This is a genomic window from Nitrosomonas sp. (assembly GCF_021731985.1).
Classification (GTDB): Bacteria; Pseudomonadota; Gammaproteobacteria; order Burkholderiales; family Nitrosomonadaceae; genus Nitrosomonas.
The window spans coordinates 42,709-66,091 of record NZ_JAKFWH010000016.1 but is presented as its reverse complement, the minus strand read 5'-3'; the positions used below and the strand labels follow the sequence as shown (position 1 = coordinate 66,091).

General features: G+C 46.9%; 19 protein-coding genes and 2 pseudogenes. 10 read left to right on the top strand and 11 right to left on the bottom strand.

Annotated features, from left to right (window positions below):
• Nucleotides 1–49: 49 nt before the first annotated feature.
• Nucleotides 50–403: pseudogene (locus QZ942_RS02100) on the bottom strand (ATP-binding protein); the annotation flags it as partial.
• Nucleotides 404–461: 58 nt separating this feature from the next.
• Between QZ942_RS02100 and QZ942_RS02095 the strand changes: the two are divergent.
• The 5 genes from QZ942_RS02095 (at nucleotide 462) to QZ942_RS02075 (ending at nucleotide 4,949) form a co-directional block, all read left to right on the top strand.
• Nucleotides 462–1,469 (top strand): 2-hydroxyacid dehydrogenase, encoded by a 1,008-nt coding sequence (locus QZ942_RS02095; RefSeq protein ID WP_292992959.1) that lies wholly within the window; start codon nucleotides 462–464, stop codon nucleotides 1,467–1,469.
• A gap of 209 nt (nucleotides 1,470–1,678) precedes the next feature.
• Nucleotides 1,679–2,314, top strand: a complete 636-nt coding sequence (locus QZ942_RS02090) for a PEP-CTERM sorting domain-containing protein (RefSeq protein ID WP_292992957.1) — start codon at nucleotides 1,679–1,681, stop codon at nucleotides 2,312–2,314.
• Between the two features lie 273 nt (nucleotides 2,315–2,587).
• Complete coding sequence (locus tag QZ942_RS02085) at nucleotides 2,588–2,920, top strand: SMR family transporter (RefSeq protein ID WP_292992955.1); 333 nt, start codon at nucleotides 2,588–2,590, stop codon at nucleotides 2,918–2,920.
• A 134-nt stretch (nucleotides 2,921–3,054) separates the two neighbouring features.
• A complete protein-coding gene (gene greB / locus QZ942_RS02080) occupies nucleotides 3,055–3,603 on the top strand; it encodes a transcription elongation factor GreB (protein ID WP_292992953.1) in 549 nt (182 codons plus the stop codon).
• Between the two features lie 83 nt (nucleotides 3,604–3,686).
• Nucleotides 3,687–4,949, top strand: coding sequence for a hypothetical protein (locus QZ942_RS02075; protein ID WP_292992951.1), 1,263 nt, complete (start codon nucleotides 3,687–3,689; stop codon nucleotides 4,947–4,949).
• A 260-nt stretch (nucleotides 4,950–5,209) separates the two neighbouring features.
• Here the strand turns inward: QZ942_RS02075 and QZ942_RS02070 are convergent, their stop codons facing one another.
• Nucleotides 5,210–9,034, bottom strand: coding sequence for a hypothetical protein (locus tag QZ942_RS02070; protein ID WP_292992949.1), 3,825 nt, complete (start codon nucleotides 9,032–9,034; stop codon nucleotides 5,210–5,212).
• 168 nt (nucleotides 9,035–9,202) lie between these two features.
• Complete coding sequence (locus tag QZ942_RS02065) at nucleotides 9,203–9,607, bottom strand: YchJ family metal-binding protein (protein ID WP_292992947.1); 405 nt, start codon at nucleotides 9,605–9,607, stop codon at nucleotides 9,203–9,205.
• 62 nt (nucleotides 9,608–9,669) lie between these two features.
• On the opposite strand from QZ942_RS02065, the gene dinB reads away from it, so the two are divergent.
• The gene (gene dinB / locus QZ942_RS02060) at nucleotides 9,670–10,827 is read left to right on the top strand and encodes a DNA polymerase IV (RefSeq protein ID WP_292992945.1); all 1,158 of its coding nucleotides are present in this window, start codon (nucleotides 9,670–9,672) and stop codon (nucleotides 10,825–10,827) included.
• A 174-nt stretch (nucleotides 10,828–11,001) separates the two neighbouring features.
• Nucleotides 11,002–11,667, top strand: a complete 666-nt coding sequence (locus QZ942_RS02055; protein ID WP_292992943.1) for a CAAX prenyl protease-related protein — start codon at nucleotides 11,002–11,004, stop codon at nucleotides 11,665–11,667.
• Between the two features lie 26 nt (nucleotides 11,668–11,693).
• Here the strand turns inward: QZ942_RS02055 and QZ942_RS02050 are convergent, their stop codons facing one another.
• Nucleotides 11,694–12,563: a flagellar brake protein gene (locus QZ942_RS02050; protein ID WP_292992942.1), complete on the bottom strand. Its 870-nt coding sequence runs from the start codon at nucleotides 12,561–12,563 to the stop codon at nucleotides 11,694–11,696.
• A 592-nt stretch (nucleotides 12,564–13,155) separates the two neighbouring features.
• Here QZ942_RS02050 and QZ942_RS02045 point away from each other — a divergent pair.
• Nucleotides 13,156–14,529, top strand: a complete 1,374-nt coding sequence (locus tag QZ942_RS02045; protein WP_292992941.1) for a porin — start codon at nucleotides 13,156–13,158, stop codon at nucleotides 14,527–14,529.
• Nucleotides 14,530–14,596: 67 nt separating this feature from the next.
• On the opposite strand, the gene rluD is transcribed toward QZ942_RS02045, so the two are convergent.
• On the bottom strand, nucleotides 14,597–15,628 hold the full coding sequence (gene rluD, locus QZ942_RS02040; RefSeq protein WP_292992940.1) for a 23S rRNA pseudouridine(1911/1915/1917) synthase RluD: 1,032 nt from the start codon (nucleotides 15,626–15,628) through the stop codon (nucleotides 14,597–14,599).
• On the opposite strand from rluD, the gene QZ942_RS02035 reads away from it, so the two are divergent.
• Nucleotides 15,627–16,430, top strand: a complete 804-nt coding sequence (locus QZ942_RS02035) for an outer membrane protein assembly factor BamD (protein ID WP_292992939.1) — start codon at nucleotides 15,627–15,629, stop codon at nucleotides 16,428–16,430. The two genes, rluD and QZ942_RS02035, sit on opposite strands and share 2 nt — an antisense overlap.
• A gap of 24 nt (nucleotides 16,431–16,454) precedes the next feature.
• Here the strand turns inward: QZ942_RS02035 and QZ942_RS02030 are convergent, their stop codons facing one another.
• Together QZ942_RS02030 and QZ942_RS02025 are read right to left on the bottom strand one after the other, a co-directional pair.
• Complete coding sequence (locus QZ942_RS02030; RefSeq protein WP_292992938.1) at nucleotides 16,455–16,904, bottom strand: universal stress protein; 450 nt, start codon at nucleotides 16,902–16,904, stop codon at nucleotides 16,455–16,457.
• Nucleotides 16,905–17,038: 134 nt separating this feature from the next.
• Nucleotides 17,039–17,332 carry a hypothetical protein gene (locus QZ942_RS02025; protein ID WP_292992937.1) on the bottom strand — a complete coding sequence of 98 codons (294 nt, stop codon included), beginning with the start codon at nucleotides 17,330–17,332 and terminating at the stop codon, nucleotides 17,039–17,041.
• Between the two features lie 15 nt (nucleotides 17,333–17,347).
• Between QZ942_RS02025 and QZ942_RS02020 the strand changes: the two are divergent.
• A pseudogene (locus QZ942_RS02020) lies at nucleotides 17,348–17,521 on the top strand (IS3 family transposase); the annotation flags it as partial.
• Nucleotides 17,522–17,652: 131 nt separating this feature from the next.
• Here the strand turns inward: QZ942_RS02020 and QZ942_RS02015 are convergent.
• The 4 genes from QZ942_RS02015 to tadA form a co-directional block, all read right to left on the bottom strand.
• The gene (locus QZ942_RS02015; RefSeq protein WP_292992936.1) at nucleotides 17,653–20,532 is read right to left on the bottom strand and encodes an EAL domain-containing protein; all 2,880 of its coding nucleotides are present in this window, start codon (nucleotides 20,530–20,532) and stop codon (nucleotides 17,653–17,655) included.
• On the bottom strand, nucleotides 20,529–22,190 hold the full coding sequence (locus QZ942_RS02010; RefSeq protein WP_292992934.1) for a FecR domain-containing protein: 1,662 nt from the start codon (nucleotides 22,188–22,190) through the stop codon (nucleotides 20,529–20,531). The genes QZ942_RS02015 and QZ942_RS02010 overlap by 4 nt, the downstream gene beginning before the upstream one ends.
• A 75-nt stretch (nucleotides 22,191–22,265) precedes the next feature.
• Nucleotides 22,266–22,748, bottom strand: a complete 483-nt coding sequence (locus QZ942_RS02005) for a L,D-transpeptidase (RefSeq protein WP_292992932.1) — start codon at nucleotides 22,746–22,748, stop codon at nucleotides 22,266–22,268.
• Nucleotides 22,738–23,229, bottom strand: a complete 492-nt coding sequence (tadA, locus tag QZ942_RS02000) for a tRNA adenosine(34) deaminase TadA (RefSeq protein WP_292992931.1) — start codon at nucleotides 23,227–23,229, stop codon at nucleotides 22,738–22,740. Before tadA ends, QZ942_RS02005 begins: the two co-directional genes overlap by 11 nt.
• Nucleotides 23,230–23,383 lie beyond the last annotated feature (154 nt).

Here is a 23,383-nt window from a genome sequence, read left to right as displayed (position 1 = left end):
GGCGACAATTATGATGGCCGGTTGAGTTTATTGGCTACTTTTGGCTACTTCATGATTTTTTCTGGTTTTTCCTCCTATAACTTTCACTGTCGATTTCGATGATGGTTGCGTGATGGATGATCCGGTCGATGGCGGCAACGGTCATCATGGTGTCGGGGAAGATTTGATCCCACTGGCTAAAAGGCTGATTTGAAGTAATGATGAGACTTCCGCTTTCATAGCGATGCGCGATAAAGTCAAACAATACTTGTGTTTCCGAATCGGTTTTTTTGACATAGCCGATATCATCAATAATCAGCACACGGTATTTATCCAGCCGCGTCATGACAGACATCAAATCCAGTTCTTTCTTAGCTTGCTGCAGGAGTTGAAGCAGTGCGGTAGCCGATATCCATTTGACGCGGATTTGCCAGGCCCGATTCTACGTGATCTACCGGAAACGTTAAAGCATCGCTTGTGGTATGATTTTCGATCATCACTGGAGCATTGAGATGCGCGCTGTTTTTCTGGATTTTGGTTCCGTAACCCGCGGCGATATGGATTGCGCGGCGCTGGATCGGGCGATATCGCCGTGGCAGTATTATCACGATTCTTCCGAAGCGGAAGTTCCGGAAAGAATCCGCGCGGCTGAGGTGATCGTCAGCAACAAGGTGTTTATCAGCCGCGCGGCGATCGTCGCGGCGAAACATCTAAAACTTATTTGCGTGGCGGCGACCGGGTATAACAATGTCGACCTCGTGGCCACCGCCGAGCGCAACATTCCAGTGTGCAACGTGCGCGGTTACGCCACACCGTCGGTTGTGCAGCACGTGTTCATGCTGATGCTGAATTTGGCGCGCCATTTCGTCGACTATCAGGAACTGGTGAAACGCGGCGACTGGCAGGAGAGCCGGTTTTTCTGCCCGCTTGATTTCGGCATTGAGGAGTTATCGGGGAAGATACTGGGGGTCATCGGCTACGGCGAATTGGGTCATGCCGTGGCACAAGTCGCGCAGGCATTCGGCATGCAGGTACTGATCGCGGAACATAAAGGTAAGCCGCCGCGTTCCGGTAGAATGGAATTTGACGACGTGTTGCAGCAGGCGGATTTTATTACGCTGCATTGTCCTTTTTCGCCAGAAACCCATCACCTGATCAGCCGCCGCGAGTTTGAATTGATGAAACCGTCCGCGTATCTGATCAACACTGCGCGCGGCGGATTGGTCAACGAAATCGATTTGTTGCGGAGCCTATCCAATGAACAGATCGCCGGAGCGGCCATCGATGTGATACAGGGCGAACCGCCAGTCAAGGATAACTTGATCCTGTGCGAGATGCCGCCAAACCTGATTGTCACGCCGCATATCGCCTGGGCCAGCCGGGAATCCCGGCAGCGGTTGCTGGATCAATTGGCTGGCAATATTGGAAACTTTTTACAAAACAAACCTTTCAATCAGATTACCGATGCACTGAATTACACCCCGAAGTAGTACAAAATTAATATTCAAGTAATAAAAAAATAGTAGAATTGACAGGAAAATTCCTACATATAGAAGAGGGATTTTTTATGAGCAAAACTCACTGATGCCATTAGGCATTATTTAATGCCGCGAGCGACTGAGAAACAAGCGTGCGGCTAACAGGTAATATGTTTACAAGGTATCAATTCGGTCATTCTTTTAATTCAAGGAGAAAAACAATGAAAATCATGAAAGGCGCCAAACAAGCTGTTGCTGTTCTTGGCATTTCCGTACTTTTGAGCGGGGTAAGCTATGCATCGCCAGCAGGGTCGATCACAGTGACAAACCCCGGGCCGTTAAGTTCTTTCGGCATCAATACCGCTGCTTTTGACGGTACCAGCGGACAGATCGAGAAGCTTACTTTCGATCTGTCCGGGACGCATTGTATTAATGCAGGTTGCATACCGGGAGAGTCGCTGGTATTCGGTGGTTCGGGTGGCGGAAGTTTTATATATGACCCGGCTGCAAATGGAACATCTGCGCTGTTTGGTGCAGTAGGCTCAACCGTATTCGGTTTTGACTTCACCGGTTACGATTCACTCGATTTATTCCAGTTTTCCTGGGATCCGGATGTTGCCAGTAATGGCGGTTACGGTGCGACGGTTGCCGACCTGGCTGGAACAGTGATCACCGCCTCTGTTCGTTTTGCTGATAATTCGGTTCTAGTATACTCAGGAGAGATGGGAATCGTTGGGCCTGATGTTGCTGCCAACCTCGTTCCCGTTCCAGAGCCTGAAACTTATGCAATGCTGCTAGCAGGTCTCGGGTTGCTTGGCTTTGTTGGATATCGCCGTAAGCAGGTTGCCGCAATCTGATTGTAAGATTGTTATAAATCATTCTAAAAAAACCGGCACTCAGTTACACACGAGTGCCGGTTTTTTCATAGTCCATCAGACTAATATCAACCTTCAGTCACTACATTGATCTTCAACCGTACAGCGATTCTTGCTGCGTACTGCTTCAACGCATTCGATTGCGTGCTACCAGTGCATCAGTAAGCCACCATTGTTTGGTAAGATAGTAAACTAATCCAACGCATCAGATTGGAACAGGTGCGTGTGATAATCAAGATACAGGGAGTGACGCCAATGCAACATTGGATTTTTCTTGCCGTCGCCATCATCAGTGAGGTGATCGCGACATCGTTCCTCAAATCAGCCGAAGGTTTTACCCGTTTCTGGCCATCGCTCGTGGTTGTGGTTGGCTATTTGCTGGCTTTTTATTTACTTTCCTTGACGCTTAAAACGATTCCGGTCGGTGTGGCGTATGCGATCTGGTCAGGTGTTGGTATCGTATTGATTGCGCTGAGCGGTTGGCTTTTTCTCGGACAGTCGCTGGATACCCCCGCCGTGATTGGTCTGACTCTGATCGTTGCGGGAGTGATTGTTATCAATGTGTTTTCCCGGACTGTTTCGCACTGATTCAGCGGAAAAGCTAAGTGCAAGGTTTCTTCACAATATCGCAGAATATGGACTTAAGTATGGAAGTTGTCTTGAATAGATGGCTGAAGACCTATATCTTAACGTTCCTGTATCTCTAATGAAGATTGGTAAGTATGAGTAAAGCATTCACCAAGGAAAGCGAAGATGACGACGAACTCGACGGTACACCGAAATTACCGCATGGCCTGAAGAACTATATCACCCCGGCTGGACATCAAGGATTGAAAGACGAGTTCGATCAGTTGTGGAAAGTGGAACGCCCTGAGTTAGTTAAAACCATTACCTGGGCGGCTTCCAATGGCGATCGCTCGGAAAATGGCGATTACATCTATGGCAAAAGGCGCCTGCGTGAAATTGACCGTCGCCTGCGTTTCTTGTCCAAACGTCTGGAAAACGCCGAAGTGGTCGACCCCGCTCAGCGCGGTGAATGCGATCAAGTGTTTTTCGGCGCCACCGTGACCGTCTGCAATGCCCAAGGTGAAGAACATACCTACAGTATCGTCGGTATGGACGAGGTAGATCCCGGTCGCGGCCGTATCAGTTGGATTTCTCCGCTGGCCAAGGCACTGCTCAAAGCACGTGAAGGCGATTTAGTGAAGCTGCACACACCAGTCGGCGTGGAAGAACTGGAAGTGGTGGAGATTTGTTACAAAGCGTTATGAGAATTAATTGTCACCATCATTGCGATTAAATTCCTATTGTTGACTGGGCTACTCAAGATTCAATCAATCGCTGAGGATCTGAATTGATAAGATACATCGCCTATACATTCCTGTTGTTGCTGATCGCGGTTCCATTTGTGCTTGCCGGCATCCTTTATCTGGTGATGGCAGATCAGCCGACGGTCAACCGTGTTGCAGAATTCACGCCGGCGCATATCGAGCGCGCCAAGCACATCATTAAAACGAATGATCCGCGCACGATGAAGCCAGGCGTGCTGCGTACGCTTGCACTTTCACAGGAAGAAGTCGACCTGACCGTCAACTATCTTGCCAGCCGCTACGCACGAGGCAGTTCTCGTATTGTGTTACAGCCGGGCAAGGCGATGCTCTCCGCGAGTTTCGAACTTCCGTCCAATCCCTTTGGACGATTTCTGAATATCTCGGCATTGCTGCATGAAAGCGATGGGTTTCCAGTCTTCGATCAACTGCAGATCGGGCAGCTATCGATTCCGGAGTGGCTTGCGGATATGCTGTTCGAATACGCACTACGACAACTTAATGCGCGTGAAGATTACCGAATTGCGAGTGACACCGTTAAGAAAATCAGTGTTGCGGATGGCCGATTCATCGTAACCTATGACTGGCAGGCAGACCTGCCGGATCGGATCAGGAGTATCCTGCTGCCGCACGAAGAACAGGCGCGATTGAAGGCTTATCAGGAGCGGCTTGCCGAGAACGTCCGCAGCGGCTCAGGTACGGCTGAGATGACGCTTGCAGATGTGATGGCGCCACTGTTCAGATTCGCAGCCGAACGTTCCACGAGCGGCGATGCTGTGGCGGAAAATCGTGCTGCAATCGTGGTGCTGGCGTTCTTTGTGAATGGTAAGGGGCTTGGAGTCATCGTGCCTGCTGCGCGAGACTGGCCGCAACTACCGCCACACAAGGTATTACTGGACGGGCGTGAGGATTTCTCGCAGCACTTTACGATATCTGCAGCGATCGCCGCCAATGCCGCCGCACCGCTCTCCAATGCCATTGGACTTTACAAAGAAGTCGATGATTCGCGCAGTGGCAGCGGATTCAGCTTCAACGACATTGCTGCCGACCGTGCTGGTACGCGCTTTGGCGTACTTGCAGCCAACAACAACGAATCTGCGCTGAAATTGCAACGCCAGGTTGCCGCAGGTATCCGCGATTCAGATATTCTGCCGAGAGTCGCGGATCTGCCTGAATTCATGCCTGAAACCGAATTTAGGAAACGCTTTGGCGGTATCGATTCGCCCGCTTATAAACGCATAATGGATGAGATCGAAAGACGTATTGCTGCTTTGCCGCTGTATCGCTGATTGGGAGTGTGTAGATCGTGCGGTAAAAGCGAGATCGTTCGTTGGAAGTTGCAAAACCATCTTGAGGGCGACTCTAGAAATTCAAAGTTCTAAGCAACACGATTTGGGCAGTGTAGCGAGAGTACATTAGGTTATTGCCGTGGCGGCGGATTTACCCTGATCCAGATGGTGGTCGCAGCAGTCGGTGTATTAATTGGCTCTGCCGCACGGGCGGCGTAGTGTTTTCAAATTTCAGCTTTAGTATCCATATAAGATGTAGCTTATTCAAAACTCTCATCTACACGGCGATCACGCTTGTGTTCTTCAGCAATCTCTTTGGTCAATAAATCAGTCTGCCTTTTTGCCCATGCAATCACTAAAGAGTCATCGTGTGTTTGTAATTTTTCTACCAAAGCGAGATAAGGCGAAAGATTATCTGCAAGTGAACCCGATCGAACACCACTTGGGTGGAGTCGAGATGCATATATATCCAAAATTGCCGAGCGATCAGGTGCTAACTCAAGAATTTCCAGTGCCAACGGTGACCAAAGAAGGATGTCATGCTCGCCATTCTTGACGAAGAAATGAATCTCTGCGGCTAACTTGGGTAAATGAACTTCAAGATTTTCCTTTGCCCATGCCATGAGTATTTCCGGTAATGCTGCATTGACGGGACTCTCACGATCAAATCTGAAAAAATATGACAGTGGCCTATGCTGCTGGTTGTTCGTTTTTCCTACCCAATCTTCATTCAGGAAAACTGCAATTGCTGCCATAGGCTGAAGCTGAAATAAAGTGCGAGCCAGTTTGCCGAACTGTCTAGCGCCTGAGCGGTAATCAATGAGCGCACGAGCCAGTTTTGTGCAGATTGCTATGGCATCCTGATACGCGGCATCTCCAAACATGCAAGCGACGGCAATTTCATTTACGTGATAGGCATTATTCGCATTATTATCCTGAAAATCATTCATTTTCAACAATTTTCTTCCTATCGCGGAGGTGTCACTATTAATGGGTGTTTTACTACTTTGCAATGAGTGCAACCGCATACAGAAAATATCAACAGCAACCGAATAACCTTCGAGCAAGGATGCGACTCCGGATAGTATTTTCTGAAAAAGTGGCGGTGAGATTGAATCACATGCATTTCCATACTTTAGGTACGAGTACGTCTGCGATGGTGCATGACCACGGGCAATCGAGGAAATGAGTCGTCTGGCTCCGGCCTCGTCAATTGGGTATGAAGATTGAAGGATGGGGAAAACAGGGGAAAGTACTGGATCTTTTAAGGCTTCATCCATGAGCTGATTTACTACGTTCGAATCACGAGTGCTGGCGGCTTCGATAAAACCGCGTAACAAAGAAATGTTGCGTTTACTCTCTGGTAATGTAGTCAGGATATTGAGAAATTGACGCCAATCCTGTTCGATATTCAACGCGCCTTTTGCAAGTCCACGACCGAACTGCCATATCATATTGTTATCGCTACTTAACAATTCCGGCAGCAAAGATGCAAGAATATCAGGAGTTGCAGCAGTCTCTTTGCCCAAATCCTCTACAACTTTGTTCACACGTTCCCAAGCCTGCATATGCGCGGTGTCACTATCGCCATCCAACTCAATATCAGTTATATCAAAATATCCTTGCTTGTTTAACACATAGGCTCGTATCTTTTGTTCCAATTTAACTGGACGAAGCATAATTTCAAGGTCGAGTGTGCGTTTAGCAAATTCCGGGGACATTTTTTGAAGATCAAAATGGATGGTTTTGCGAATCGCAAGCCATCCATCAGGCCAGCCATCCTGCGTAGCGAAATCTTTCGCTATTTTTTCAAGCTCATTACAAATTCGGGCATATGCCCATAATTCACCAAAATGTTGCGCGAGCAATTGTTTGATGTCGGATGTGTATAGCGAATTTGAGTTTGCTTGATTTATGGCAAATGCAACCACTACTCTGAACCAAGCTGAAATTTCAGCATCCGTAGGTATCCAACCAAAATCCCGATGTCCGCCTCCAAAACTGAAATCATGACTTGAAGTAAAATGAAAATTTTCCAGCATTGCCGCTAAAGCTGTTAAGCCGCATGCATTCAGTCTTTTGTCCTCACTTTCAAGTAACTGCTGGACGACAGTTAATCTAACTTCTACCAAGGCATGCGTGCCGGATAAATACAAATGGAATAATTCTTTGAACGAATCATGAGTAGAGTTGTGATTCTGCGATTCAGTTTCTTCTGCAACAAATCTGGCGAGCAATAAAGCAGCTCGATTGAAGTATTGCGGTTCGTAGGCTATCGAACGTAATAAGCTGTACCATCGCCAACGCTCATGATTGACTGGTGATAAAAATGTTTTCCCTGCATCTTCTGATGCAGCCGATTCAATAGCCAGGAGTGCTGTACCCGGCGTGAGTGGTGCGACATTCATAAACATATCGATATCAAGTTCATTCAGGCAGGTTGGGTTTCCTAATTGTCCAGCTGATCCTAGCCAATCTTCTGCCATCTGTTTGGCTTGCTCCGAATCATGCAGGTAGCCAAGCCGTCGGCTAAATGATTTCAGTAGCCGTTCTCTTCCTGATTGGAAAAAGGTATTGGTGAGTGTGCTCGGATGTATTTTTTCTAATGCTTGTCGTGCCAATCGGTTAGCTATTGCATGCGGTAGTACGGCGCGCCATTTACTTCTTCGCTGTACCAGATCACGAGAACGCAATTCCCCAATATGGCGATACAACTCATTGGGAGGGATTCCGGCTAAGCTCGCCAAAATAGGTAATTCAGCCGTTACATCCTCAATAGTTTCCCCATCGAATGAATAAACAAGTGAGCATACTTCCGCAGCTTTCATCAAGGCTTCGCTATCACCTTGGCGCTGTTCAAACAACCGCCGAAATAATTCCATATCGTTCAGTGTAGCTAGGCTGCCGCTGTGTTCAACAGTACGTGCCAGTGCCAGAGCAATGCGTGCATTCCCGCCAGAGAATTCAGCGATGCGAGTGTGATCTATTTGCGATACATTGGGTTTTAAACGTTGAAGGATTTCTTCAATATTTTTCTCAGAAGCCGGTTCAAGCCTGAATACCTGCGTCTCTTCCGGTTCATCGTCGGAAACATCATATTCGACGGTAATCAGACTCACGAAGCCATCTGATGTACTCACTGCCTGAGCCAAGTCCCTGTGCAGCGCCGGATTGCAATTGTCCACAACGACTATGGTTCGTAGCCCATTTACCGCGCACCGGTGAATCATGTCTCGGGCTGAAGGTGTCGGGGGTTGATCGCTTCCTTGGTCAACATAAGTGACAATAGAGTGATCCAATGCGTCATTTCCAATCTTGGAATCGAATAGCGCCTGAACCAAACGTGTCTTGCCTGTACCGGGCAGCCCAATTAATCGAACAATTCCGTGTGGATTCCTTAATACTGAGCGTATAGCCTGGATTCCTTGTTCGACAGTGAGTGGCGCATTGCCGCCTGCTTGCTGTGGAGCTATTATCCGGCATTTGTCGTCAAGTAAATATTCTGAATCAACTGAGTCACCGTATGCCCATTTGCCATACGGAAGCCAGCCGGCCAGTGGTTCGCCTATTCGTTCGAGTAACCATAGCGCAACCCCTCGATAGCTCCTGATCCATCTAGCCAAACGGTCTCGATCATAAAAATCAAGAGTCAGTGATGTGCCTGGTGGCAGATCCGAGATAGCATCTTGCATCGCACTCTTGCGATTGTTAAGTGCACTATCTGCTGTTGAGCCTTTTCCACTAACGATTACATAGGCTCCTTTCTTAGAAGCCAACTCGCAAATTGAGAGACGAAGCTTTTTATTTGGACGCATCTCAGGCCGAATGGCGTTTGGTGGCATATCTTCCTGCTTGACCTGAAAACCAGTGACACTTTTTAGGATGAAATCCAAATCAGGAGAACCATCTGGTAATTCCACTCGGACATCAATACCACCATCCGCCGCATTTTGATGTCCACCAGCAGTAACCGCAGATAAAGGAATATTTAATCGGCGAAGCTCCGCTTCACATAACCTTACAACTAAAGTACGAAGATCTTCGTCGTTAAGTTTACTGATGTGATCACCAGTGATATCTAGCATTTCAAAATTTTGGAATTGGGAAAACGGTACTGTACCACCCTAAGCAAAATAAAAGGAAATCGGGGGCATACCACAATTTTTATTTTCAAGCAGTTTTATGCATTGCCAGAAACTTATAACATGACATATTTTTTCTGCCAGTTCTTAGTTACTACTTTTCTCGTAACCTCATGGAATGTCACCATCGACATAAAACCATGATTCGTCCTCGCGCACGAATCGGCTGATTTCATGCAATCGATGAGCACGCCCATTGATTTTGTAACGTGCGACAAATTCAACAATGGCGCGATCTGGAGCGGATTGTTCGTGGCGTTTCACGGTGAGGCCCGACCACTGGTTGGGCGGCTGACTTGCCAGCCCGAGTGAGGTGGGACGCGTGCTGTGATGCCAGGTTGCCAGCAGGTAGTCTTCACGATTCAGCGTATACGCCGTGTAACGTGAGCGCATCAGGTGTTCTGCCGTGACGGCTACTTCACCCTGATCCAGATAGCGGCCGCAGCAATCGCTGTATTGCTTCGAATTGCCGCATGGGCAGTGCAGTGTTTTCAAATTGGCAGATTGAGTATTCATATACAATGCGGTTTATTTGACAGTGTAATTTATCACAGTCCTTCTCTGAAATTGTGTGAATAATGAATGCGCCGCAACGTCGTATCGCTCATCTGGATATGGATGCTTTTTATGCCTCCGTGGAGTTACTGCGTTATCCCGAATTGTGCGGTTTGCCGGTTGTGATTGGCGGGCGGGACGAGCACCAGCCGGTGATGCGGGCGGATGGCAGTAAGCATTTTTTCCGCTTGCGCGACTATGCCGGTCGCGGGGTCATAACGACCGCCACGTATGAAGCGCGTGCAATGGGTGTTCATTCCGCCATGGGGGTCATGAAAGCAGCACAGCTTGCGCCGGATGCCATTCTTCTGCCGGTTGATTTTGCTATTTACCGTCATTATTCGTGTCTGTTTAAGGCTGCGGTTGCCGGTATCGCGCCGCAGATTGAAGATTCCGGCATTGATGAAATCTACATTGATCTCAGCGATCTGCCGGATGATACCTTGGCGCTTGCGCGGCGCATTAAGCAGTCAGTGAAAGAATCTACCGGACTTTCCTGTTCTATCGGCATCACACCAAACAAGTTACTGTCAAAAATTTGTTCGGATCTCGAGAAACCCGATGGATTGACAATTCTCGGGATATCCGACATTCCTGATCGAATTTGGCCGCTGCCGGTAAGTAAAATCAACGGTATCGGCCCTAAGGCTGCCAAGAAACTTGCGTCACTGGGTATCACCACCATTGCCGAGCTGGCGCAGGTCGAATTGAGTTTTCTCCGGATATACTTTGGGCGCAGCTATTCGATCTGGTTATATGAAGCTTCTCACGGAATCGATCAGCGCCCGGTGATTACCGATGCTGAACCTAAATCCATCAGCCGGGAAACCACTTTTGAGCGGGATCTGCACCCGCGTCAGGATCGTCATGATTTATCAGAAGCATTCACAGCTTTGTGCACACAAGTAGCCGATGATCTAAAGCATAAAGGCTATGCTGGACGTACCATCAGTATAAAGCTGCGTTTCGAGGATTTTCATACGCTCACACGAGACTGCTCGCTGACTGTACGTACTGCGGATCCTGTTTTGATACGTCGTACCGCAGGAGAATGTTTGCGAAGAATACCATTGAAGAAGAAAATTAGGTTGCTCGGTATAAAAGTCAGTACACTTTCTCCGGTTGAATCCAAACAGGGAGTCGAAGTACTTCGTCAAAGAGAGTTGCCGCTGGAATTTTGAAGCATTATAAATGGCAGTTATCCATAAGCCAGCGATGGATCATGTGGCATGTGTTTTTTTAGTACTTAAATTTTTAATCTTTCTTTATAGACTGGCCGGAATGATATGAATTAGCGTACTGCTAATTTTGGCAATAACACCACAGTTAAAAGAAAAATTCAGAAGGAATTTGTTATGTTTGATCGTGCTAATTTATATCGTGTGGCGCCATTCGGCGCGTATGTCTTCTTCATGCTGCTGGAAGATATGCTGTTGAAGTTTGGCTGGGAGGCTAATGATTTGCGCCTGCTTTATGTGGTGAAAATAACTGTCGTGGCCGGTTTGCTTTGGACGATGAGAAGTGCCTATAGCGAATTGCGCTGGCCAATTGGCGCCAGCTTTCGTACTTGGGCTGTTGCAATAGTTGCCGGTATCGTTGTTTTTGTTGCGTGGATTAACTTGACAGCAGACTGGATGGTGATGGGAGAATCCGTTGGCTTTGATCCGCGCGATCAGGATGAGATTGATTGGTTTCTGGTTGTGGTGAGGCTGGTGGGTGCGGCACTGATAGTTCCGGTGATGGAAGAGCTTTTCTGGCGGTCATTTCTGATGCGTTGGATAGATCATCCAAACTTTCTTTCGGTTAGTCCTGCGCACGTCGGATTAAAAGCATTCTGTATCACGGCTGTACTTTTTGCACTGGCACACAGTCTGTGGCTGGCTGGTTTATTTGCCGGTATTGTTTATAACTTATTATATATGCGTAGCGGAACGCTATGGTCACCGATTCTTGCCCATGCAATTACCAACGCGATATTGGGTATATGGATCGTATCGACAGGTAATTGGGGTTTCTGGTAGACGGATTTGCCGGTGAGATTTTGTAATTAAATTACATTCTCAGGATGCTCGACGATTTCTTGATAAATCAGGTGATGTATTGTCTGCATATGTTCTGATTTTATGTCGACAAATTCAACGCCAGTGGAGATTGTTTTGTGTCCGTTCTTATTGATTGGTTTGGCAGATCTGATAGCACTTTTAACGGTTACAGGTATTTCTTTGTCAAGAATTGTGATGGTAAAAGCTAAAGTGATTATTGTACCTAGTGGTCCCAAAGGGAGGCTTGAGCTGATCCCTGCACCACATACACTGAGATCTATGAGGGATAGCGGGATATGTTTTTCAACGACAGATCCTGGAAGACTGCAACGGATCCTTCGTGATTTCCGAATGTTTTGACCTTGAATTTCCTTGGGGAAGGATAAGTGCAAATACTTAAACGGTACTTTAATAACCTTGTCGACAAAGACTATAAAATTGAATACAGAATTTCCGCTGAATAAACTTACCTGAACTTGATCGCCTTCAACGAATGGTTCTCCTATTAACTGATCAGTTGCGGGCATGGCAGTGATGACAGTGCTGTCTTGCACATAACCAATCAAGGATGTTACGTAGGAATTATATTTTATCTCGACTGGGCCTTTTGATCGCGAGGATAGTTTAAGCTGTAGCTTATGTCCCACTTTGAGCCGCATATCATCAAATCTAAACTTATCACCGCTTGACTCAATCTGCTCCGGTTCGGGCTTTTGCATGCGAAATATCGACGATCCTTCCAATTGCTTTAATTCATCCTCTGTTTCGAAGACATAACCGCGCTTTTGTATCGGCTGATGCGCTTGATCGAATAAATCCCATGGTAATGGCTGACCAATTGTCAGATCGGTAGTTTGTATCGGTATCAAATTCATAATCGATTATTTTTAGAGTGAGTAATGAATATTTAGTTAGCGAATCGGTCCGTAGCGCTGATAGGATGCAAGCCAATACTTGGCAGTTAGCACAGGATTGTCTTTTTAACGGTTTGAGCGATTTAAAACTTTAATCGTGGCAGGAAAGCGTTCAGGGATGAATACACCGGTAGGAAGTGGGTTAGCTATTGCATCTGTTTAGCTGGTGATGACAATTTCTATTGCAGATATTTGCTGCTTACTCCACATGGATTAATCCAGCTCCAGCGGTGTAATTGCAAACCCAGAGCTTGCATGCCACAGCAAGAAGAATTATCTTGCAATTAACCAGTGCTTCTTGGGCAGACCAGATAGGGAGATTGTACAATACACATTTACGCTAATATTCGAGAAAAAACTGAATGTAGTGACGATAAAACCACTATTTGTGTTGTATTTTTTAATGATAAGCCGATTAACTCGCTTGTTCGCGTTGACCCCTTAAGCGATTCAGTGTTAGAGTTCTTTCCACGTGGTGGCTAGGGTCTTTTGTGGTTTTTAGTTTTTGTATCTTTTTCATTGTCTTATTTATATTTAGAGAGAGGGGAGAGTAATGGAATATCAATCGCTATACAAGAAACAGATGTTTCACGCTGTGGCTGGTGGGTTACTGTTGATCGGCATGAGTTCGTCGAGTGTTTATGCACAAGCTGTCACGAATAACAAAGATAGTGGTGGCAGCAGTTTTATGAATTTGCTTAAAAATAGCGGCGTTAAGTTTGGCGGCTGGGTGAATGGCGGCGCGACTTTCAATCCAAGTCAGACTGATGGTTTTAACGGTCCGATTACTTTTGCTGATCAAGCGAATAGAGCTCAACTGAATCAGTTGAACATTTTTATGGAGCGTGCTGTGAAGACGGAAGGTAAAAGATGGGATGTCGGTTTCCGTGCTGATTTCATGTTCGGTACTGATGCTATCTTTACCCAAGCCTATGGCAATCCGGCATTTGATGTCAATAATGGTAGGGGTTTGTCTGATCGGGGTAACTGGGATCTTGGGATATGTTGTAACTCTAGTCGCACATACGGCATCGCAATTCCACAAGCCTTTGCAGAAGTTTATGTGCCGATTGGCAATGGGCTCAATGTGAAAGCAGGCCATTTTTATACGCCGATTGGCTATGAAACGGTTCCTGCGCCTAATAATTTCTTCTATACCCATGCTTACACGATGCAATACGGTGAGCCTTTTACCCATACCGGTGTGTTAAGTAACTATACGGTGAATAGGAATTTTACCGCGATGGCTGGTGCAATCGGTGGTAGTGGAACCGGTGGCTGGGATGGTAATTTTGATAGGCAAATGGGAAATTGGGGCGGAATTGGCGGTGTTACCTGGACCAGTGATGATAAACAAAGCTCACTGAATATTGCAGGTACCGGTAGTACAGCCTCCACACGCAGCAATAATTTCTGGGGTATGTATAGCATCGTGGCGAAACATAAGTTTACAGAAAAGACCCATTTTATCTTGCAACATGACCATGGCTTCGCTGATGGTGTGTTGACAGCTAACGGGGTGACGAATGCTACGTGGTATGGTATTAACTCACATACATATTATGATCTGACACCGGATCTGTCGGTCGGTGTCCGCGCTGAGTGGTTTCGCGATACCGACGGCTTCCGTGTTTTCTCGCCAGGGCGGGTAGCCGCAGCAACGAATCATCTTGGAAACAGCTATGCGCTGGGTGGCGCAAGCTCACTGGCCACTAGTACTCCTGCGGATTATTATGCAGTAACCTTAGGTGCAAATTGGAAGGCAGCTAGAACATTAAAACTTGGCTGGCAGGGGTTAAGAAATTTGAATATTCGCCCCAATATTCGCTATGACAGAGCCGATGCACTTCATGCCGCTGCATATCGGCCATTTGGCGGTAATAAGGATCAAATTTTATTTTCATTGGATGCGATGATACCTTTCTAAGTTCTTTACCAGTCTATGAGTTTACTGATGAAGCAAGAAGAAAAAATGCGCCTGCGGGCGCATTTTTTTATTCCGTGATCTCTGATCTGCTGTGTTGCCGCAATAGCTGCAATAAATTATTCAGGTCTTCTGGCGCATCGGCTTTCCATTCGAGGATTTGCTCCGTTTGCGGGTGAGTCAATGCAAGTTTCTGAGCATGCAGAGCTTGCCTGGGAAAGCTAATCAATAGCTGTCCGATTACTTGCCCTGTTTTTCCGGGTCTGCCACCATAAACAGGATCACCGGCCATTGAATGTCCAATAGAACTCAAGTGCACCCGGATTTGATGTGTGCGCCCGGTTTCAAGGCTACATTGCAGTAACGTGCAGCCTGTAAAGTTTTCGATAACCTGATAGCGTGTGCGTGCTGACTTGCCGTTTGTTGTAACGGCCATTTTCGTGCGATGTATGGGATGACGGCCTATCGGCGCATCGACACTGCCAGCTTGCGTAACCTCTCCCAGAACCAACGCCAGATAATCGCGTTTTACCGTATGTTGCTGTAATTGGCGGACAAGGTTTGTTTGTGCTTCTAGTGTTTTTGCAACGACCAGTAAACCGCTGGTGTCTTTGTCCAGACGATGGACTATGCCGGCACGGGGTACGTTTTCCAGTTGTGGCGCGTGATGTAGTAAGGCATTTAACAAAGTGCCCTGCCAGTTGCCATTCCCCGGATGTGTGACCAAACCGGCTGGTTTGTTGATAATAATAATTGCATCATCTTCGTGAATGATGTTCAGATCGATATCTTCAGCCACATACGTTGATTCAGCGGGCATATCTTGAGGAGAGACTTGAACATGCTCATTTCCCCATACTTTTTGTTTTATCGTGGTGACTTGGCCATCCAGCATGACTCGATTTTCAGTAATCCAAGTTTGCAAGCGGCTGCGTGACCAGTTGGGTAAAAGCTTCGCCAGAGCTTGATCGAGGCGCAGTCCTGCATAATCCGCAGGAATCGTTAAGTCAATGATGCTGTGCGCTGGTTCGTTGCGTACTGGCGGAAGTGGCTTTACGCTATAATCGCCAGATGTATCTTTGTTTTTTATGGAATTCGTCATGTTACGTAGTTTAGCTTTATTTCTAGTGTTATGGTTACCGGCATGCGGTTTGTTGCCGGATCGCACCGAAGATCAACAGGACTGGTCTGCCAATAAGTTCTACAGTGAAGCAAAAAATAAATTGAATGATGGTAGTTATGCTGCAGCCATCAAACTGTATGAATCATTGGAAGCGCGCTATCCTTATGGCCGGATAGCACAGCAGGCGCAGCTTGAAATTGCCTATGCACATTATAAAAATGAAGAACCGGCTTCTGCAATCGCAGCCACGGATCGATTTATTAAATTGCATCCGAATCATGTGAATGTTGACTATGCCTATTATATAAAGGGATTATCAAGTTTTAACGACAATTGGGGAATGATGGGTTTCTTGATGAAAGGCCCGCTCAAACAGGACATGAGCGAGCGTGATTCAAAAGCATCGCGTGAGTCATTTGAAAATTTCAAAGAACTCGCGACGAGATTTCCTGAGAGCAAATATGCGGTCGATGCCAGGCAGCGTATGGCCTATTTGGTCAATGCGGTCGCTATGAGTGAAATTCACATTGCACGCTACTATATGAAGCGCAAGGCCTATGTTGCCGCGGCCAACCGGGCGCAAAATGCAGTCAAGGAGTACCCTCGTACACCGGCGACTGAAGAGGCCTTATATATTATGATAAAAGCCTATGAAGCATTGGAGATGCATGATTTGCGGGGTGATGCCGAGCGCGTGATGCGAATCAATTTTCCTGACAGCCACTTTCTTGCGGAATTGCCAGAGGTTGGTGCTAAGGCTTGGTGGCAGTTCTGGAAATAAACCGAGCACTTCAGTGGATGTTGGTTATTCTTGATGGTCTCTCAGGTGAATAGCCAGTACATCACATTCTGCATGATATAAAACGCCTTTGGCCGTTGAGCCCATCAGTATGGCAAGTCCATGTCGCCCATGTGAACCCACGACAATCAGATCAATTTGCTCTTGTGCAGCAAGCTGGGTGATTTCCTGTTGCGGCTCACCCCAGATCATCCAGCGACGTTCTGGTGGAATATCCAGTTGCTTGCTGATTTGTATTAATTTATCTTTTTCTGCTTCCAGTAAATCATACGATGAATCTTCATTCAGTGGAATCGCCATGCCATAAGGCGTGTCAGGCATAGGAATATTATCCAGAACATGAATGATATGGAGACGTGCATTAAATTGATTTGCCAGAGATCTTGCCCTTTGCGCCACAAAATGGCCATAATCGGAGAAATCGATAGCGAGTAGAATATTCTGGTAGTTATTCATATTGGGTTCCTTCTTGTGCAAGCAGAAATATGGATTTTAACCCATCTTTAACATCCACAAAAATATATTTATGTTAATCAATGTATTATCGTGTACTGGTATTTTCTGTTATTGATTTACGTGTAATTTTCTTGTCAGCTGATCAGTTTTTTGGTTCCACCGGGAGCCGGGTTAATTTGCAGCGTTTGATAAATCGCCATTAACTCAGGTTCGGCTAGCGTACTTTTCCGAAGATGAATCGTTTGTCCATCTTTCCGGCGTAGACTGGTAGTCACACGCTGCTGCACCAGCAGAGTGCGCTTTAGTTGTGACCAGGAATCGTTGATTCCGGCCTTTTTAAGCGTTGTCCTAATGGCTTGCACACATTGATAGGCCAGTACCGTGATAAACAAATGCCCATCCGACCGACTCTCCTTCGAGTGAAACACGGGATGCAAGCTTAGCGCATCAAGCGGGACATGAGACTAGAACTTGATATACAGCGGGTATGGAAAGACAATTTCCGAGTTTATGGTGCTCGCAAAGTAGGGCAGAAGTTGTTGCGAGAAGGCATGGGTGTTGCTCGTTGTACGGTCGATCGGTTGATGAAGAAGCTTGGAATGCAAGGTGTTCGGCGTAGCACGAAATGTTGGACTAATAGGCACTGGCGTATCTGGAGTCAAGCAGTTACACATTGAGGTCTACATGAAAATGACAATCTTGATCTGTTGATGATTGCAACGGCCAGACAGCAAGTGTTATCGCAGCATTAATTCACGTTCACCGAGCTGCATAATCGTTCGATTGACATCGGGCTCGATAAATCCGTTTCACTCATCAACTGCAGCAATGATTCATAAGGCACAGGGCGGCTGAAATAATATCCTTGCTGCAAATGACAGTGATGATGAAGCAATATCCTGACTTGCTGCTCAGATTCGACACCCTCCGCAATGATAGCCAGATCCAAATTCATACCCAAACCAATAATTGCCTGAGTAATAGTCAGATCATTGAGGTTTTGATCCAATGCGCGGATAAAGGATTTGTCAATCTTCAAGATATCGATTGGTAATTCACGGAGTAATGTGAGCGAGGAATAGCCGGTCCCAAAATCATCCAGCGCGATTAGAGCACCGAGTGCTTTTATTTGTATCAAAATATCAGATGCCCGCCCAATGTCGCTCACGACAGCGCTTTCGGTAATTTCAAGGATAAGTGAAGTGGCAGGTAGTTTTGTTTCGCTTAATACTTGCGAAAGTGTTTGCATAAAATTTCCATATAAAAGCTGACGAGGGTTAACGTTAACCGATACATTGACCGGTTTGCCAGCTTGTAAAAGCTTCTCAGCGGCGGTGCATGCTGATCGCAATACTTCTTCTCCCAGCTGTTCCATCAATCCAACACTTTCTGCTAATGGTAGAAAATCACCCGGTGACAGGTATCCGCGCGTGGGATGCGGCCAGCGCACCAGAGCTTCCATGCGTACGATCCGCCGTTGATGGACATCGACGATAGGTTGGTATAAAACTTGTAAATGACCTTCGTTCAAAGCGGTGCGCAATTCTTTCTCAAATTCAAGCCGATCGCGCGTCCAAGCGACAGAAGATTCTGCCGAATAAAATCCAAAACTATTACCGCCCTCATTTTTTACCCGATGCATTACTGTACTTGCGCGTTCTAATACAGCCTCAGAGTTTTCTCCATCTTCCGGGAAAAAACCGATTCCTATGCTAACGGTTACAAAAACTTCCTGATTGTGTAAGCGAAACTTCTGTCTGATCGACTCAAGGATTTTTTGCGCCATTTGCGGAGTGGTATCGTCTTTGTGCAAATGGTCAAATAGCAAAACAAATTCATCACCGCCCCAGCGCGCAACAATATTACTCTGATGCGCTGTGTTAGTGAGTCGCTGTGAGACCATTTTCAACAACTCATCGCCTGCGCGGTGACCTAATGCATCATTAATTTTTTTAAAATTATCTAATGTGACAAAAAACGCGGTAATAGTTTTACCGTGTTTCTGTACTGTTGATATCAATTCTTCAAAGCGTGTCAGCAGCAATGCCCGGTTGGGAAGTTTGGTTAAAGTGTCGTAACTTGCCTGATAGGCAACTTGTTTAGTCAATTCAACGGTATCGGTGATATCTGCAATTGCGATAACAAACCCCATTAACACTTCTTGTTCATCACGCAATGTATGCCGGGTAATGCGCACGGCGCGCTTCTCACCACCGGCAGTCTTCAAATAGCATTGGATTGTATTGACGTTGAATGCAGGCACAGGCAACTCTGACCCTTCTGATTCATTATAGGTGCCATCGCGGATCTTGCTGAGATCAAGTATTGTGGGGAGTAGGGTGCCTTGCACCTGGTTGAGGGTCACACCGAAAATCCTTTCCGCTCCTTTGTTCATATAAATAACATGATCGCGGGCATCGGTTGTAATGACGCCGTCTCCTACCGATTCCAGAGCTGCATTGGAACCCGCCTTAGCAACAAATAACGACTGCATGAATTCGTTGATGCGCCGCCAATTCAGTAATGGATAAATCGCTATCGTTCCAAGCAGGGCAGCGCTCGGGGGAAGCCAGATATGCGCCAGACGTAGGGCTACCCAAACAAAAAATAAACCGCAACCCAACAAAATTAGCAGAAAAGGTATCGTGATGTTGCGCTGCAGAATACTTACAGCGAGTAGTGCAGTCAGTACCCAAATTACCGAAATCAAGCTGATTGCATAATCGGCTACAGGATGGATAGCGCGATTATGCAACAACATATTGAGGACGTTGGCGTGCCATTCAACACCGCTCATCGGTTGCCGGTTGAGCGGAGAAACGGGTGTGGCGAAGCGCGTTCCCATGCCGGTTGCCGTCATTCCAACAAGAATGATTTTATCTTTCAAGCTGGCAAGCACCTGATCATCAAACAAAACCTGCGTATAGGACAATTGCCGAAAACTACCCGGTTGTCCGGCGTAGGGAATCAGCGCTTCGTGCGAGCGCACCCAACGGCCCCGGGTATTTACAGGCGTTTCGCTTAAATCACCGGTCCAATCCGCCATGTATTTGTTTGATTGTGTTGCCAATGCAAGTCCGAATGCAGGCCACCGGGGTTCTTCGATACCGGCTTTTAGAAAAACCCGCCGGGCTATGCCATCACTATCCAGTTCAATATCTACATGGCCGAGCCTTGCGCTTTCACGAAAGAAGGAGAGTGGTTCAACAAGATAGATGCGCTCAACGTTACCATCCGCGACGGGCGCAACCGGTAAGATAACAGCGCCGTGTGCGGCAATGGCAGCAGCCAGCAACTCATCGGCAAATGGATCATTTTGCGGTTCTGAAAACAGAATATCAAGCCCAATGACATTACTGCCGGTCTTTTGCAGCCGATTGATTAGTTCTGCATGCAAACTTCTTGACCAAGGCCAGCGTCCCAATGTTTGCAGACTTTCTTCATTAATTGCTACGATAACGATGTTGTTGTCGGGCAGGGATTGCTGAATGGTGGAAATTTTGTCATAAAAAACAGCATCAATGCGCTCCAGGACTGAGAAAAATGACAGCAATCCCACCCCGACTACTAGCAGGATCGTGCGTAAAATGAAAGTGACGTGAGGGAAATACGTATGCCATCCGGTCATAGAAGAAGGTCAATTAATGGCATAAAGGGTATTAAGTTCCAGTAAGGATTAGCATAAGGGATATCAATTGCTTGCGCTGGTCCCCATGGTCCTTCGAAACCATCCGATTCAATCGTTTTGGTGCGCAGGAAATATTTTCCGCCATCGGGGCGATTAACGGTGAGTTGCGTCGTGGTTGTATTTTCGTCATGTAAAATTTTCGTGAATTCCTTGTCGCGCGCCAGTTGGAAATGAAAGCGCTGTCCTTCACCGCCAGCTCTCCATGCAAATGTCATTTGAGATTTATCGAATTTAGTTTCTTCCATTGCTGGCCCTGGGAATGGCATCCGGAACGGCATGGCATCTGTAAATGGTCCGGCCCCCTCGATTGCGGAAACCGATGCAATGCGCCAGAAATAATGCCCTGGCGATAAGGGATCGATCAAACGGAACTTATTGTCTGTTACTTTGGTGTCATGCACGATCGTCGCTGAGAATTCAGGATCCTGGCTGACCATAACAATATAATGTGCCGCTTCCGATTGAGCCGCCCATTGGAATTCTCGCGCAATCGGATCAATCACGCCGTCGGGTAAGGGCATAATGACAAAAGGCGGTTCAGGCCGTGCGTTCAACGTAAATGGTATAACGGCATCACGCCCCTCAATTCCCGAAGCATCAATGCCGCGAACCCGCAGCCAGTAATCGCCATCCGGAATGTCACCGTCGCGGAAAGGCAATTTGGTTGTAGTAAATTCAGACCACATAGCGTCAAAATTCCGATCTTTGGCGATTTGTGCGCGGTAGGTGCTGGCACCTGCTAAAGCGGGCAATGTGATTATTAATGGCAAGCGTTCATAAATAGCGGATGTTTGTGTCAAATCGGGCGGTGGTAATAATTTTACCGGTGGAGAAGGCGGCGCACTGAGCGCAGTCACTGTTCCAAATCCAGCGGAAACGTTAATCGCTTTCTGGCCGCCACTAACTTGTACCAGGCCAGTCAGCACTTCACTGCTGGTATCCGTGCCGTTGATTAAAGTGCCCACGCGGAAATCAGTGCCGCGAACCGAACTGACCGCAGAAGGGGTTTTAATTCTAAAACGGGTGCCGATTTCTGATTTAGGCGGCACAGAACTTTCGGTTCGGCCTTGTTGCAGCTCAATCAAGGTATCCACTAATCCATAATCGCCAAATACTTTCATCTCGTTGATGCGAATATGGCTGTTATCCTGGAGGCGCATGCGTGATTTGTCCGAAAATTCAACGGTAACGAAAGCGTCATTTTTGCTTTTGATTTCATCTCCGGCATAAAGCGGCATGCCTAACTCTACCGGTACATTTTCCGCCGTACTCACGCGCGTTAACATTGCAGTGCCATGGATATTCACTACACGAGCGGTAACACCTTCAGTATGTTGTTTTGACCACGCGACAGGAATTCTGATTTTTGTGCCGGGCGGGATGGTATAAGCATTTGGAACCCGGTTGAGCTGTTGCAGTCTGTTTACATATTGCATGCTGGTGAGATGCCGCTCACTAACGTTCCAGAGATTGTCGCCAGGACGTATCGTATAAATCCATTCCTCGGCCGTGGCTTGAGCGGATAAAGTCAGTAAACTGGTGAGAAACAATATCCAACAGGTGAATTTAAATCTTTTATTGATTAATTGCGGCTTCATTTTATCCTCCAGTTATCAGCGAATTGACTTGAATTCATCCGGATAGAGAAAACCCGTCGACTTTAATCCTCTACCTCACGATGCAATAATTTCAACCGGAGCGCCAACACTGATCCGGTCAAATAATTCCAATAAATCACTGTTACGCATCCGGATGCATCCGATTGAACCGGGTTTGCCCATTTCCACGCTATCCGGTGTGCCATGGATGTAAATATAACGTCGCATGGTGTCGACCGTACCGAGGCGATTAAAACCCGGCTCACAGCCGGAGAGCCATAAGATGCGAGTCAGAATCCAATCTCTTTTGGGGAATTGCGCGGCAAACTCCGGCGAATAGAATTCGCCAGTAGGCCGTCGCTTGATAAAAACCGTATTGATCGGCTGACCGGCACCGATCTTGGCGCGAATGATATGTTTTCCTAATGGCGTGCAGAAGCTACCATTTTCCTGGCCAGTACCATTTTTTGCAGAGGAAATCCGATATTGCCGGATGAGCTGTCCGCGTTCATCCAGCAGATCAAGTTGTTGGGTTGCAATAGTGATATTAATTTTCATGATTGCTCCGCACGGCTGTTTTGCGTCTTTGTGCGAAAAATTGTTTCAATAATGCACTGGCTTCGGGTGCCAGGATGCCTGCCGCAACTTGTAGGTGATGATTCAGCCGCGTCTCTGCTGGTAGATCAATCACACTGCCGCACGCGCCGGTTTTCGGATCCGCAGCCGCGTAAACCAGGCGTTGGATGCGGGCATGAAAAATCGCACCGATACACATCACACAGGGCTCCAATGTGACATAAAGCGTGCAGTCCTGCAAACGATAATTGACCAGAATACTGCTTGCATCGCGCATCGCCATGATTTCAGCGTGTGCGGTAGGATCGTCGGAAGAAATGGGACGATTATGGCCACGCCCCACGATGACTCCATTTTGCACTACCACAGCGCCAACCGGCACCTCGCCAATAGCTTGCGCCTGTTGAGCGAGTTCCAAAGCAACCTGCATGAAATGACTATCGGTATCGGTTTTTAGCGTCATTTTGGTTTCAAATAATGTTTGGCAATTCCGCGTGATGCATTCACGCCATGGTTTTTATGCTACATTGCTACCCATTGTAAATCCTGAATCTTCATGGCGAGCTGTTTCCCGGCTTATTCTGCATTAACGCGCTTGATTCCTAAAACTTTTATTA